At 70.1% G+C, this 12,809-nt stretch carries 11 protein-coding genes; 7 read left to right on the top strand and 4 right to left on the bottom strand.

Going from position 1 to position 12,809, the window contains the following annotated elements; genetic code table 11:
• The first annotated feature begins 113 nt into the window (after window positions 1-113).
• The 7 genes from ABD52_RS20690 (at window position 114) to pknB (ending at window position 8,851) form a co-directional block, all read left to right on the top strand.
• Window positions 114-902, top strand: coding sequence for a DUF3662 and FHA domain-containing protein (locus tag ABD52_RS20690; RefSeq protein ID WP_026267912.1), 789 nt, complete (start codon window positions 114-116; stop codon window positions 900-902).
• Window positions 903-908: 6 nt separating this feature from the next.
• Window positions 909-1,394, top strand: a complete 486-nt coding sequence (locus ABD52_RS20685; protein WP_047892896.1) for an FHA domain-containing protein — start codon at window positions 909-911, stop codon at window positions 1,392-1,394.
• Window positions 1,391-2,833, top strand: a complete 1,443-nt coding sequence (locus ABD52_RS20680) for a PP2C family serine/threonine-protein phosphatase (protein ID WP_047892895.1) — start codon at window positions 1,391-1,393, stop codon at window positions 2,831-2,833. Before ABD52_RS20685 ends, ABD52_RS20680 begins: the two co-directional genes overlap by 4 nt.
• Window positions 2,834-2,972: 139 nt before the next feature.
• A complete protein-coding gene (locus ABD52_RS20675) occupies window positions 2,973-4,352 on the top strand; it encodes an FtsW/RodA/SpoVE family cell cycle protein (protein WP_235437511.1) in 1,380 nt (459 codons plus the stop codon).
• On the top strand, window positions 4,349-5,857 hold the full coding sequence (locus ABD52_RS20670; RefSeq protein WP_047892893.1) for a penicillin-binding protein 2: 1,509 nt from the start codon (window positions 4,349-4,351) through the stop codon (window positions 5,855-5,857). The genes ABD52_RS20675 and ABD52_RS20670 overlap by 4 nt, the downstream gene beginning before the upstream one ends.
• Before the next feature lies 1 nt (window position 5,858).
• Complete coding sequence (locus ABD52_RS20665) at window positions 5,859-7,025, top strand: serine/threonine-protein kinase (RefSeq protein WP_047892892.1); 1,167 nt, start codon at window positions 5,859-5,861, stop codon at window positions 7,023-7,025.
• A complete protein-coding gene (pknB, locus tag ABD52_RS20660) occupies window positions 7,022-8,851 on the top strand; it encodes a Stk1 family PASTA domain-containing Ser/Thr kinase (RefSeq protein WP_047892891.1) in 1,830 nt (609 codons plus the stop codon). Before ABD52_RS20665 ends, pknB begins: the two co-directional genes overlap by 4 nt.
• Before the next feature lie 457 nt (window positions 8,852-9,308).
• Here pknB and ABD52_RS37885 read toward each other — a convergent pair whose 3' ends face one another.
• The 4 genes from ABD52_RS37885 to ABD52_RS20640 form a co-directional block, all read right to left on the bottom strand.
• Window positions 9,309-9,722: a transposase family protein gene (locus tag ABD52_RS37885; RefSeq protein WP_235437509.1), complete on the bottom strand. Its 414-nt coding sequence runs from the start codon at window positions 9,720-9,722 to the stop codon at window positions 9,309-9,311.
• Between the two features lie 1,293 nt (window positions 9,723-11,015).
• Window positions 11,016-11,666 carry an aminodeoxychorismate/anthranilate synthase component II gene (locus ABD52_RS20650; protein WP_047892890.1) on the bottom strand — a complete coding sequence of 217 codons (651 nt, stop codon included), beginning with the start codon at window positions 11,664-11,666 and terminating at the stop codon, window positions 11,016-11,018.
• Between the two features lie 5 nt (window positions 11,667-11,671).
• A complete protein-coding gene (locus ABD52_RS20645) occupies window positions 11,672-11,944 on the bottom strand; it encodes a hypothetical protein (protein WP_047892889.1) in 273 nt (90 codons plus the stop codon).
• A 3-nt stretch (window positions 11,945-11,947) separates the two neighbouring features.
• Window positions 11,948-12,809, bottom strand: an 862-nt coding sequence (locus tag ABD52_RS20640; protein WP_047892888.1) for a class E sortase, incomplete at its 5' end; no start/stop codon positions are given.

Raw genomic sequence — 12,809 nt, 5'->3', positions numbered from 1 at the left:
TCACCGCTCGTGGCGGGCGAAACTTTAGCACGTCCGCGGGCCTGGTCACGAACGGGCCGACGGCAGCCGGCCGAGCGGCGTGTGAGCTGCGGAGGCGGTGTCCGGATACCATCATTGCCTCGGGACCCGAGGAGGAGCCGGTGAGCGTGCTGCAACGCTTCGAGAAGCGTCTGGAAGGCCTGGTCGAGGGGGCCTTCGCCAAGGTCTTCAAAGGGGTGGTCCACCCCGTGGAGATCCTCAACGCCATGCAGCGGGAGGCCGAGGCGCACAAGGCGATCCTGGCCGGTGGGCGCACCCTTGTGCCCAACCGCTACGTGATCGATCTCTCGCCCTACGACCACAGTCGGCTGGCGCCGTACGCTGCCGCGCTGGCCCAGGAGCTGGCCCAGTCGCAGGCCGAGTTCATCGGCGAGCAGGCGTGGACGGTCTACGGCGACGTGATCGTCGAGGTCGAACGCGGTGAGGGCCTGGACACCGGCATGTTCCGGGTCACCGCCGAGGTCTACACCGGTGGGGACGTCGCCCCGGTCTCCGCGCCCGGCGGCTACGACGCCGGCCCGGCGTACCCGGCGTACGACCAGGGTGGCGGCTACGGCCCTCCGCCCGGTCACGGCGGCGGCCGCAACGTCCGCCTCGTCTCCGGCGACGGCCGCACCTACCCGCTCCAGATGGGCTCGACCGTGATCGGCCGCGGCGACCAGGCCAACCTGCGCCTGCCCGACGTCGGCATCTCCCGGCGCCACGCCCGGCTGGACTTCGACGGCGGCCAGGTGGTGCTGACCGACCTGGGCTCCACCAACGGCACGATGGTCAACGGCCAGCGTGTCTCGGCGGTCGCCCTCAACCCCGGCGACATGATCCAGCTCGGCACCACGACGCTGACCTTCCGCGTGGACGGCTGATCCGCGTTGCCGGAACTCGTCATCACCGTCGCCCGGTTCGGGTTCCTCATCCTGCTGTGGATCTTCGTGTTCACGGTGGTCGGCGTGATCCGCCGGGACCTCTTCGCCGGCGCCCGGTCGGGCAAGCTGGTGGCCGCGCCGCGGGGGATCGGCGCGTCGACCGGGCAGCCGGGGAAGCCGGCGAAGGCCAAGCGCGGCCGGGCCGCCCACCAGCTGGTGGTCACCGCCGGTCAGCTCGCCGGCACCCGGATCACGCTCGGAGAGGCCCAGATCACCATCGGCCGGGCGGAGGACTCGACCCTGGTGATCACCGACGACTACGCCTCGGCGCGACACGCCCGGCTGCTGCCCCGCGACGGGCAGTGGTACGTCGAGGACCTCGGATCGACTAACGGCACCTATCTCGATCGCGCTAAGGTCACCGGACCAACCCCCGTCCCCCTCGGCGTGCCGATCCGGATCGGCCGCACTTCCCTCGAATTACGGCCATGACTCTGACCCTGCGCTACGCGGCCCACAGCGACCGCGGTCTGATCCGAGACGGTAATCAGGATTCCGTCTACGCCGGACCGCGGCTGCTCGCCGTGGCCGACGGCATGGGCGGCATGGCCGCCGGTGACGTCGCCAGCAACATCGTCATCGGTGCCATGGCGCCACTCGACGAGGACGTCCCCGGTGACGCCCTGGTCGACGCGCTCCGCTCCGCCGTGGGCACCGCCAACCAACAGCTCCGCGACACCGTGGACGCCAACCCGCAGCTGGAGGGGATGGGCACGACGCTCACCGCGACCCTCTTCTCCGGCAGCAAGCTCGGCATGGTCCACATCGGTGACTCGCGGGCCTATCTCCTGCGCAACGGCGAGTTCGCGCAGATCACCAAGGACGACACGTACGTCCAGATGCTCGTCGACGAGGGCCGGATCAGCGCGGAGGAGGCGAGCAGTCACCCCCAGCGCTCGCTGCTCACCCGGGCGCTCGACGGCCGCGACATCGACCCGGAGTACAGCGTCCGCCAGGTGCTGCCCGGCGACCGCTACCTGATCTGCTCCGACGGGCTCTCCGGCGTGGTCAGCGCGGAGACGATCGCGGACACCATGCGGGAGTACCCCGACCCGCAGCGGTGCGTGGAACGCCTGGTGCAGCTCGCGCTGCGCGGCGGCGGCCCGGACAACATCACCGTGATCATCGCCGACGCCACCGACCAGGACATCGTCGAGGCGTCCCCGATCGTCGGCGGCGCCGCCGCTCGCGACCGGGGCATGGCGACCTCGGCCGACGACTCCACCCCGGCGGCCCGCGCCTCGGCGCTGTCCGCCCCCCGGCCGCCCGCGCCCGAGGAACCGGTGGACACCCGTGACGACGAGCCCGAGCGGCGTCGCCGCCGGCCGCTGCGTACCGCCGCGATGGTGCTGGCGCTCGCGGTGATCGTCGGAGGCGGTGCGTTCGGCGGGTGGACGTACACCCAGCGGCAGTACTACGTCGGCGCCACCGACGACGGCCAGCTCGCGGTCTTCCGCGGGGTGCCCGGCCAGGTCGCCGGGCTGGACCTGTCGGACGTGCACGCGCGCAGCGAGGCCCGGCTCGACGACCTCACCCTCGCCGCCCAGGAGCGGGTGAAGCAGGGCATCCAGGCCCGCAACGAGCCGGACGCGGAGCGCCGGCTGGCGGAGCTGACCAGCGAGGATCCGGCGAACCCGAACCTGAAGCCGCTCTGCCCGCCCGACCCGTCGCCCGGTGTGACCAGCCCGACCCCGGTGACGACGACGGGCGCGCTGAACCCACAGGTCAGCGGCAGCCCCACACCGTCCGCGCCGCCCGCCGGCTCGCCGACCCCCGGCGCGCCGTCGCCGACGTCGACCATCACGCCCGACGCCGTACCCTCCGACACCGTTCCGCCGGCCGACCCGGCGGGTTGCCGGTCGCCGGAGTGAGTGCCGGCTCGATCCCGAGGACGTATCCGTGACCGCAGCCGCCGTGCCGGCCGCCTCGCCCGCTTCGACGGGCGAGGAGTCCGGCGTACGCCTGGCCCGGTCCCGGCGTAACGCCGAGCTGTCCCTGCTCCTGCTCGCCATGGTGCTCGTGGCGGCGTACGCGGCGATGGTCGAGGCGAAGGCGCTGGACACGATCACGCCCGACTTCTGGATCCCGGCCGCCGCGCTGGGGCTGGTCTTCCTCGGTCTGCACCTGGTGATCCGCTGGCTGGCGCCGTACGCCGATCCGGCGCTGCTGCCCGCGGTGGCGCTGCTCAACGGCATCGGCGTCGGTTTCCTGCGGCGGTACGACCTGGCCAAGGCCACGCCCGCCGAACGGGAGGACCTGGCCGTCTTCGCCGGCACCGGTGGCCGGCAGCTCGCCTGGACGCTCGCTGCCGTGGTGCTCGCCGCCGCGCTGCTGGCGATCCTGCGTGACCACCGGTCGCTGTCCCGGTACGCGTACACGCTGGGCCTGGCCGGCATCGTGCTGGTGATGATCCCGGCGGTGCTGCCCAGCCGGTTCTCCGAGATCAACGGCGCCAAGCTGTGGATCAAGTTCGGCGGGTTCTCCATCCAGCCGGGTGAGTTCGCCAAGCTGGCCCTGCTCACGTTCTTCGCCTACTACCTGGTGCGCAAGCGCGAGGTGCTCTCGCTCGCCAGCCGGCGGGTGCTCGGCATCGACTTCCCGCGCGGGCGCGACCTCGGCCCGGTGCTCGTGGTGTGGATCGTCAGCCTCCTGGTCCTGATCTTCGAGAAGGACCTGGGCACCTCGCTGCTCTACTTCGGCATGTTCGTGGTGACGCTCTACATCGCCACCGAGCGGGTGAGCTGGCTGCTCATCGGCCTGATCCTGTTCTTCGGCGGCGCCTACCTGGCCTACGTGCTGGGCAGCACCGTCGGCGGCCCGTTCGCGAACTTCTACGACCGGGCGCAGATCTGGCTGGACCCGTTCGCCGAGCCGTACGACAGGGGTTACCAGCTGGTGCAGGGTCTGCTCACGCTCGGCACCGGCGGTCTGTTCGGGGCCGGGCCGGGCGGCGGCCAGCCGGCGCTGCTGCCCGAGGTGCAGACCGACTTCATCTTCGCCGGCATCGGTGAGGAGATCGGCCTGTTCGGTCTCTCCGCGCTGCTGGTGATCTACCTGCTGATCGTGGAGCGGGGTCTGCGCGCCGCGCTGGCGGTACGGGACTCGTTCGGCAAGCTGCTCGCCGGCGGTCTGGCGTTCACGCTGGGCCTCCAGGTCTTCGTCATCGTCGGCGGGATCAGCAAGCTCATTCCGCTGACCGGTCAGACCACCCCGTTCCTGTCCGCCGGTGGCTCCTCGCTGATGGCGAACTGGCTGCTGATCGCGGTGCTGCTGCGGGTCTCCGACGGCGCCCGTCGCCCGGTGACCGGCGGCGGTGGCCCGGCCGCCCGGCCGACCGGTGGTCCGCCCGAGCAGTTGCACGGCGCCCCGACGGAGGTGATCCGGCCGTGAACGCCCCCCTGCGCCGCGTCGGCGTGGTCGTGATCGTCCTGTTCGGGCTGCTGTTCGCGAACCTGAACTGGATCCAGGCCTACAAGGCCGACGAATACCGCAACAGCGACTACAACGGCCGGGTCCAGGTCGCCGAGTACGACCGCAAGCGCGGCAACATCGAGGTCGGCGGCACCGCGTACGCGGTCAGCAAGGAGACCGGTGGTGAGCTGAAGTACCAGCGCACCTACCCGGGCGGGGCGATGTACGCGCACGTGCTCGGCTGGAAGCCGGTCAACGGCAGCGCGAGCGGCATCGAGCGGGTGGAGAACGACTTCCTCGCCGGCACCAGCGACGCGCTCATCGCCAGCCGGATCAAGGACATGTTCACCGGTGACGAGACCGGTGGCGGGAACGTGCTGCTGACGCTCTCCAAGCGGGCCCAGGAGACGGCGTACAAGCAGCTCAACGACAACCAGGTCGGCGCGACCAAGGGCGCGGCCATCGCGATCGACCCGCGTACCGGCGCGGTGCAGGCGCTGGTGTCCATGCCGAGCTTCGACCCGAACCCGCTGGCGAGTCACAACAGCACCGAGGCGGACCGGGCGTACAACACGCTGGAGAAGGACAAGGACCGGCCGCTGGCGAACCGGGCGCTGTCCGAGACGCTGCCGCCGGGCTCCACCTTCAAGATCATCATGGCGGCGGCGGCGCTGGAGAACGGCGTCGGGCAGCAGACCCGCATCCCGGCCGGTTCCAGCTACACCGCGCCCGGCGCCGGCCAGCCGATCCGCAACGCCGCGCCGTCGATCTGCCCCGAGTCGCAGGTGACGCTGCGCGAGGCGGTGACCGAGTCCTGCAACACCGGCTTCGCCCAGCTCGGCGTACGCCTCGGCTCGGACAAGGTCAAGGAGAAGGCCAAGCAGTTCGGCTTCGAGCAGGAGGACCTCACCGTCGGCCAGCTCGGTGAGGGCGGCCTTCCGGTGGCGGCCAGCCGCACCGGCGACATGCAGAACCCGGACGGCAGCACCGACCAGGCCGCTCTGGCGCAGTCGTCGATCGGCCAGAACAACGTGCGGATGACCCCGTTGCAGGGCGCGATGATCGCCGCCGCGGTGGCCAACAAGGACGGCAAGCAGATGCGTCCGTACCTGGTCAAGCAGCTGCTCGGGCCGGACCGCACCACCGTCTACGACGCCGCCCAGCCGCGCGAGCTGCGCCGCCCGATCAGCGGCCAGGTCGCCGCCGACCTGCGCGACATGATGCAGAACGTGGTGAAGGAGGGCACCGGCCGCCGGGCCGCCATCGACGGCTTCCTGGTCGGCGGCAAGACCGGTACTGCCCAGTCCGGCCCGAACACCCCGGACCACGGCTGGTTCATCGGCTTCGCCCTGGACAAGGACGGCACGCCGCTCTCCGCGGTCTGCGTCGAGCTGGAGCAGGCGGGCAGCGGCGGCAGCGCCGAGGCGGCCCGCATCGCCGGCCGGATCATGGCGGCGGCGATCGCCGACTCCGGGAGGCGCTGACGTGCTCGGTCCGGGAGTGAAGCTCGGCAACCGCTACCGCCTCGACGAGCGGATCGCCAGCGGTGGCATGGGCGACGTGTGGCGCGGCACCGACCAGGTGCTGGGCCGTACCGTCGCGGTGAAGAGCCTGCTCCCGGCGCTGCTGGACGAACCGGGCTTCGCCGAGCGGTTCCGCGGCGAGGCCCGGACCATGGCCACCATCAACCACCCCGGCGTGGTCGACGTCTACGACTTCGGCAGCGACCAGCACATCGCCTTCCTGGTGATGGAGTACGTCGAGGGCGACGCGCTCTCCGCCACGCTCAGCCGCGTCGGCCGGCTGACCCCGGCCCGCACGATGGCACTGCTGGCGCAGGCCGCCGACGCGTTGCACGCGGCGCACGAGAAGGGCATCGTGCACCGCGACGTGAAGCCCGGCAACCTGCTGGTTCGGCCGAACGGCACGCTCGTGCTCACCGACTTCGGCATCGCCCGCTCGGACCTGGTCGGCCAGCTCACCGCCGCCGGCTCGGTGCTCGGCACCGCCTCGTACATCTCGCCGGAGCAGGCCACCGGCGCTGTCGCCACCCCCGCCTCGGACGTCTACGCGCTGGGCGTGGTCGCGTACCAGTGCCTGGCCGGCCGCCGCCCGTTCGAGGGGGACAACCCCCTCGAGATCGCCATGAAGCACGTACGGGACACTCCGCGGGCGCTTCCGGCCGACATCCCGCCCCAGGTCCGGGCGATCGTCGAGCGGGCCATGGCGAAGGATCCGGCCGCGCGCTGGCCGAGCGCCGCCGCGCTGGCGAGCATCGCCCGGCAGGCCAAGCTCGCACTCTCCCAGGCGGCTCGCTCCGGGCACCCGATCTCCGGCGTACCCGCCTCGCCTGCCGCGCCCGTCGCGTACGCGCGACCGCCCGCCGCCGCTCCGCCCCGGCGCTCCCGGTCCGGGCTGTGGACGACGGCGATCGTGGTGGCCGTACTGGTCATCCTCTGCTCGGGCGTGATTTCGTTCCTGTACCGGAAATACGGTGCTACCGCATCCGCTTCGGCGAGTGTGAGCGTGACCTCCGGCGCGGTGCAGCCGTACGGAGGCGACTATCCGGTCCGCACGTCGTACCGTCGTGAGGTACGCCTCCTGCCGGCCGGCGGCGGTACGACGACGAGCGAAGGACGAGAGACGCGATGACAGCGCAGGCCCGCCTGCTCGGTGGCAGGTACCAGGTCGGCGAGCTGCTGGGCTACGGCGGCATGGCCGAGGTGCACCGCGGCCGTGACCTCCGGCTCGGGCGGGATGTCGCGATCAAGATGCTCCGTGCCGATCTGGCCCGGGATGCCACGTTCCAGATGCGGTTCCGCCGTGAGGCGCAGAACGCCGCCTCGCTCAACCACCCGGCCATCGTCGCCGTCTACGACACCGGTGAGGAGACCGCCCCCACGGGCGAGACCCTGCCGTTCATCGTGATGGAGTTCGTCAACGGCCGGACCCTCAAGGAGGTCCTCGGCGTCGAGGGGCGGCTCCAGCCGCGCCGGGCGCTGGAGATCTGCGCCGACATGTGCGCCGCGCTGGAGTTCAGCCACCGGCACGGGATCATCCACCGGGACATCAAGCCCGGAAACGTGATGCTCACCCAGACCGGCCAGGTCAAGGTGATGGACTTCGGCATCGCCCGGGCGCTCGCCAGCGGCGCCACCACGATGACGCAGACCAGCGCGGTCATCGGCACCGCACAATACCTCTCCCCCGAGCAGGCGCGCGGCGAGGCGGTCGACGCCCGCTCCGACGTCTACGCGGCCGGCTGCGTGCTGTTCGAGCTGCTCTGCGGCCACCCGCCGTTCGTCGGGGACAGCCCGGTCAGCGTCGCGTACCAGCACGTGCGGGAGCAGCCGCCGACGCCGAGCACGATCAACCCGGACGTCAACCCCGCTGTCGACGCCATCGTGCTCAAGGCGCTGTCGAAGAACCCGCTCAACCGCTACCAGAGCGCCGGCGAGATGCGGGCGGACCTGCTCCGCGCCGCCGCCGGCCGGCCGGTGCTCGCCACCCCGGTGATGCCGGCCGAGGAGACCATGCCGATGGGCGCCGCCGCGGGCGGCTACCACCAGGCGCAGCAGACCCAGATGATGGGCCCGCAGACCCGCCAGCAGCCGGCGGCGCGGGTCGGCGACCCGGGCAAGCGCAAGAGCTCGTCCTGGGTCATCGCCGCGTTCGCCACCCTCGGCGTGCTCGCGGTGATCGCGCTCGGCACCGCGCTCTGGCTCAACCAGGCCGGGGCCGAGAAGGTGTCCGTGCCAGAGCTGGTGGACAGCACGCAGGCCGAGGCGCAGGCGGCGCTGACCCGGGCCGGGCTGCGCTACGTCAACGGTGACCCGGTGCAGAACACGGAATGCAAGAAGGGCACCGTCGTCAACCAGAGCCCGGGCCCGGGCCTGCGGGTGGAGAAGAACACCGCGGTCTCGGTCCAGATCTGCGCCGGCCCCGGCCAGGTCACCATTCCCAAGGGCCTGGAGGGGTCCCAGGTCGCCAATGTGCAGGCTCAGTTGCAGGCACTCGGCCTCAAGGTCGAGGTCGAAAGAGTGGACGACAGCGCGCAGAAGGACATCGTGATCAACGTCGAGCCGAGTGAGGGAAGTACGGTCGCCGAGGCCTCGACCGTCAAGCTTAGGGTTTCCCGCGGCAACGTCGCCGAGGTCCCGGACGTGGTGGGGCTCTCCGAGGACCAGGCCGTCCGCCAGTTGCAGAACGCCGGCTACAAGGTGCGCGTCCTCGATGGTGAGGAGGTGACCGAGCCGGACAAGGTCGGCCGGGTCAGCCGGCAGAGCCCAAAGAGCGGCTCCTCCTACGCCCGGGAGAAGCAGGTGACGATCTACGTCGACGTGGCCGCGCCAGAGCAGAGCGAGAGCCCGACGCCTCCGAGCGCGACCCCGAGCGGTACCCCGAGTACGCCGCCGGGTGGTGGCGGTGGAGGCGGGCTCCCGATCCCGACAGCACCGCCGACCCGAAGCAACGGCTGACAACCGATGAGCAGCGTGGCGGTGCCAGGAGCACCGGGACACCGCCATTTGTTGTATTCGCGGCCCAAGGCGTGTGTTTGGTGGTCAGAACGCCGCGGGATCGTCCGAGGGCGAAATAGGCGGGGTTGTCGCGTCGCCGGATGGCTCTTGCTGGACGTGGCCGTCTTTGTGGGTAGCGGGCGTCTGCGGTGGCTTGACGAACGACAATGGCCTGCAGGAGCGGGGTGGCGTGGCGGGGGCAGCAGCGGAGCTTGGTCAGGACCTTCCGGGGCTCGAGGGTGGAGACGGCGCGCTCGCCGAGGGCTCGGAATCTCGGCGTGGTGTCGCTTGACCGATCTCTGCCGGCGGAACAGGCGGGTGCGGCGGCGTTTGGACAAGGTCCAGACGGTGTTACCGGCACCTTAGTAGCCCTTGGTGCTGGAAGTGGTGTCGATCAGTCCGCGGGTACAGGCGGCGGTCAGATCGGTGACTCGACGGCGATCGCCCGGCCAGCCGTTGAGATGGTGGCGGTGGCCCGGCTGGCGAGCCAGACACTGATCGCCGTGGTCAGGAGCTGCGGGTCCATGGCCTGCAATAGTCGACGGATCATCGCCTCCGACGGGCGCCGGTCGGGGGCCATGCCCAGGGCGAGAGCCGTCGTGGCCGGCACGTCGGCGACCCATTCGGCGATCGCGGCGTACGAGCGATAGCCGGCGACCACCGCACACACGGCCGCGGTGACCACGACCGTCAGTCGGTGCCGGACACCTCGCCGGGCCCGTGGATCAGGCAGACCGGCGAGCGCTTCGGGCAGCCCACCAGCGGTTTCGGCAACGGTCAGAGCCGATGCGCAGGACAGGGACGAGATCAGCGATGACGGCAGCGCGGGCATGGCGCACTTCGGCGATCAACGGCGATCAACATGGCGTAGGAACGTTGATGATCTTCCGAACAGGTCATGCCCGTCTTGCTGTCACCAACAACGGCGCTTCTACCCCAAGCTCACCGAGTTGGACACCACTACGACTTTGCCGGGGCCCTGTGTCAAGAGCCGTTCAGCAACGAAGACGGCCGCAGCAGGCTGTATCGCCTGGGGCTACGGATCAAGAGGTGGCTGCGGCCCGTGGGGTGGAGGCAGAGAGGAAGTAGCGGGACGGCCGGCAGGAGCTGACGAACCCCGTCGTTCGTTGGCGCGTTCACCACGATCAACGACACTCCCCGGCAGTGGGTGACACCCGCAGGTGCCGCACACCCATGTTCGGGACGCAGACGTCAAGCTCCGCCGGCGAGACGGCAGCCGACGGAGCTTGACGTCCATAGGAGCGTCGGGATGGCAGTTGAAAATGACACGTTTAGTCTTGCTAACAGCGAACCATCACTTATCTAACTGTGCCAGTCATCCGTGTTGCAATTTATCTTTCTCTCGCTTAACAGGCGGACGACGAGGAAATCCGGATTTTGTCCGCAGTTGAGTAATAGTTGTAAAAGGTGTCCCCTGGCTCCATGCAGTCCGTTGTGCCGTTCGTGAAGTGGATGTATGCAACGTCATCCTGCCGACTGTTGTAGATGACGTCCGCTCCATATGCTGCTGAGCTGAGGTTTTGCCAGGTCGACGTAATGTCTTGGTAAGCGGCCGAAACTCGCTTTGCCTTGAAATCCGCTTCCGTCTTGTAGAAGCAAACTCGTGGATAGATGCAGCCGTGAGCCGTCCCACCTGCTGCCTGTGCGGGTGTTGACCCACTGAGGGCAATTCCAGCGGCAGCGACAACCGCTGCACCGGTGGCCGAAATTCTACGAAGCAGCAAAGCGGACTCCTTGATCGACTGAGTTGCTGCAAAGCTATAGGTCGCTATGGGGTCAGGTCAAGGCCTGGCAGGCAAAGAAGGTATAAGGTATAAGGTGGGCACAATACTCTCGCGGGACATCGCAGAGCCGCAGCCTGCGGTCTTGGCCCGCAAGCCGCTAGTTACCGACCTACGGGGCCCTGACCGATCATCAGAGTCAATGGCCTTGTGGGGCAGGCTCGCGGTTCCGAGCTTGAGTTTTCGGCAGCGGGAGCGGTGAGGCCCGCAAGGCGGGCGGCGGAGCGTAGCGTGACAGGGCCGAATGACCGCGCGAGCGAGCGGATCGATCTGAATGGTGACCGAATGAGCAGGGGCGGGCTGAGTGGCGGGAGACTGAGTGCTTAGGTCGTGGCGAATGCGGCTCGGCGGCGGGCGTCCACCTCGGCGGCCAGTTCCGGGGCGCGCTCCAGCGCCGCCGGGAAGCCGCAGGCGGCAAGCCAGTTCGCCAGCATCAGGTGACCGCCCTCGGTCAGCACCGACTCGGGGTGGAACTGCACGCCCTCGATCGGCAGCGTGCGGTGCCGCATCGCCATCACCACGCCGGAGGCGGTCCGGCCGGTGACCTCCAGCTCGTCGGGAAGCGTCTCGGGCAGGACGGCCAGCGAGTGGTAGCGGGTGGCGGTGAACGGGTCGGGCAGCCCGGCGAGCACGCCCACGCCGTCGTGGCGTACCTCCGAGGTCTTGCCGTGCAGCAGCTCCGGCGCGCGGGCGACAGTCGCGCCGAACGCCTCGCCGATCGCCTGGTGACCGAGGCAGACGCCGAAGATCGGGAGCTTGCCGGCGTACTCGCGGATCACGTCCAGGCAGATGCCAGCCCGGTCCGGGCTGCCCGGGCCGGGTGACAGCAGGACACCGGCGGCACCGACCCGGCTCACCTCGGCGACGTCGATCTCGTCGTTGCGCCGCACCTCGCAGTCGGCGCCGAGCTGTCCGAGGTACTGCACGAGGTTGAAGACGAACGAGTCGTAGTTGTCGATCACCAGTACGCGCATCGGGGTCACCTGTTCGGGGTGGAGGGTGGGGCGTTGTTCGTCTCGGTGCTGTACGGCAGCTCCTCCTCGCCGGGCAGCCCGGTCGGTTCGGTGATCCCACCGTCACCCGGTACGTCGGAGTCCTGGGTGACCTGCACGTCGTCGAAGGGCAGCAGCGGTTCGGCCCACGGGAACACCACGAACCAGAGCAGCGCGACTGTGGCGGTGGCCAGCACCAGCGAGCCGATCAGCTTGCCGGGCAGCCCGAACGGCAGCTTGCGCCAGATCCACGAGTACACGGCTCACGCCTCCAACTCGGCCGGGCGGCCCGCCGACTTGGCCTGCGTGTGGTCCAGCCGGGCATGGATGATCAACCGCTGGTAGTTGTCGAACTTCGGGTTGCAGGTGGTGAGCGTGAGCAGCTTCTCGGTGGCCTTCGCCTCCGGCTTGCCCGGCACCGGCGCGACCACCTCCACCTGGGACGGCTTGACGATCCGCTGCTGGTAGACCCGGTAGACGAGCCAGTCGGTCCTGGTCTCGACCACTATGGCGTCGCCGGTCTTCAGCTCGTCCAGCCGCCAGAACGTGGAGCGGATGCGGTGACCGGCGACGGAGAAGTTACCCACCTCGCCGGGCATGGCGCTGTCCGGGTAGTGGCCGGGGGCGTACCGGATGTCCTCCGGGCTGACCCCCTCGACCACGACCCAGTGCTTGTCGAACCTGGGGATGTAGAGACCGGCGACCGGCTTCCCCTTGGCCGGTGGCTTCGGCTTCACCGTCGGACCGGTGGTCGGGCCGACGGTCGGGTCCGCAGTCGCGCCCCACTCCTGGGCGAGCTGGCTGCTCAGGTCGTTCTGGTGGGCCTCGACGATGACCGCCTTGCCCCAGATCTCGTACCCGGCGAAGAGGAGCACCACCAGGCCGAAGGTGATCAGCAGCTCGCCGGTGCCCCGTACGACGGTGCGCAGCCGGGAGCCGACGGTCGGGCGGGTCAGCTCGGAGTAGACGCTGCGGTATCCGTCGCCGGTCTGCTCGGGCCGCAGCTGCACCACCCGCTCGCCGCGCCGAGGTCGAGGCGGCTCGGCGGGCGGCTCGCCGCCGCCGTCGCCGGTGTCCGGCGCCGGGGGCACCGCGCCCATCAGCCCGGTGGCGTCCAGGTGGGGG

Origin of the sequence: Micromonospora sp. RV43 (assembly GCF_001029515.1) — a bacterium.
GTDB lineage: Bacteria > Actinomycetota > Actinomycetes > Mycobacteriales > Micromonosporaceae > Micromonospora > Micromonospora aurantiaca.
This window is presented reverse-complemented; position numbering and strand designations above follow the sequence as displayed.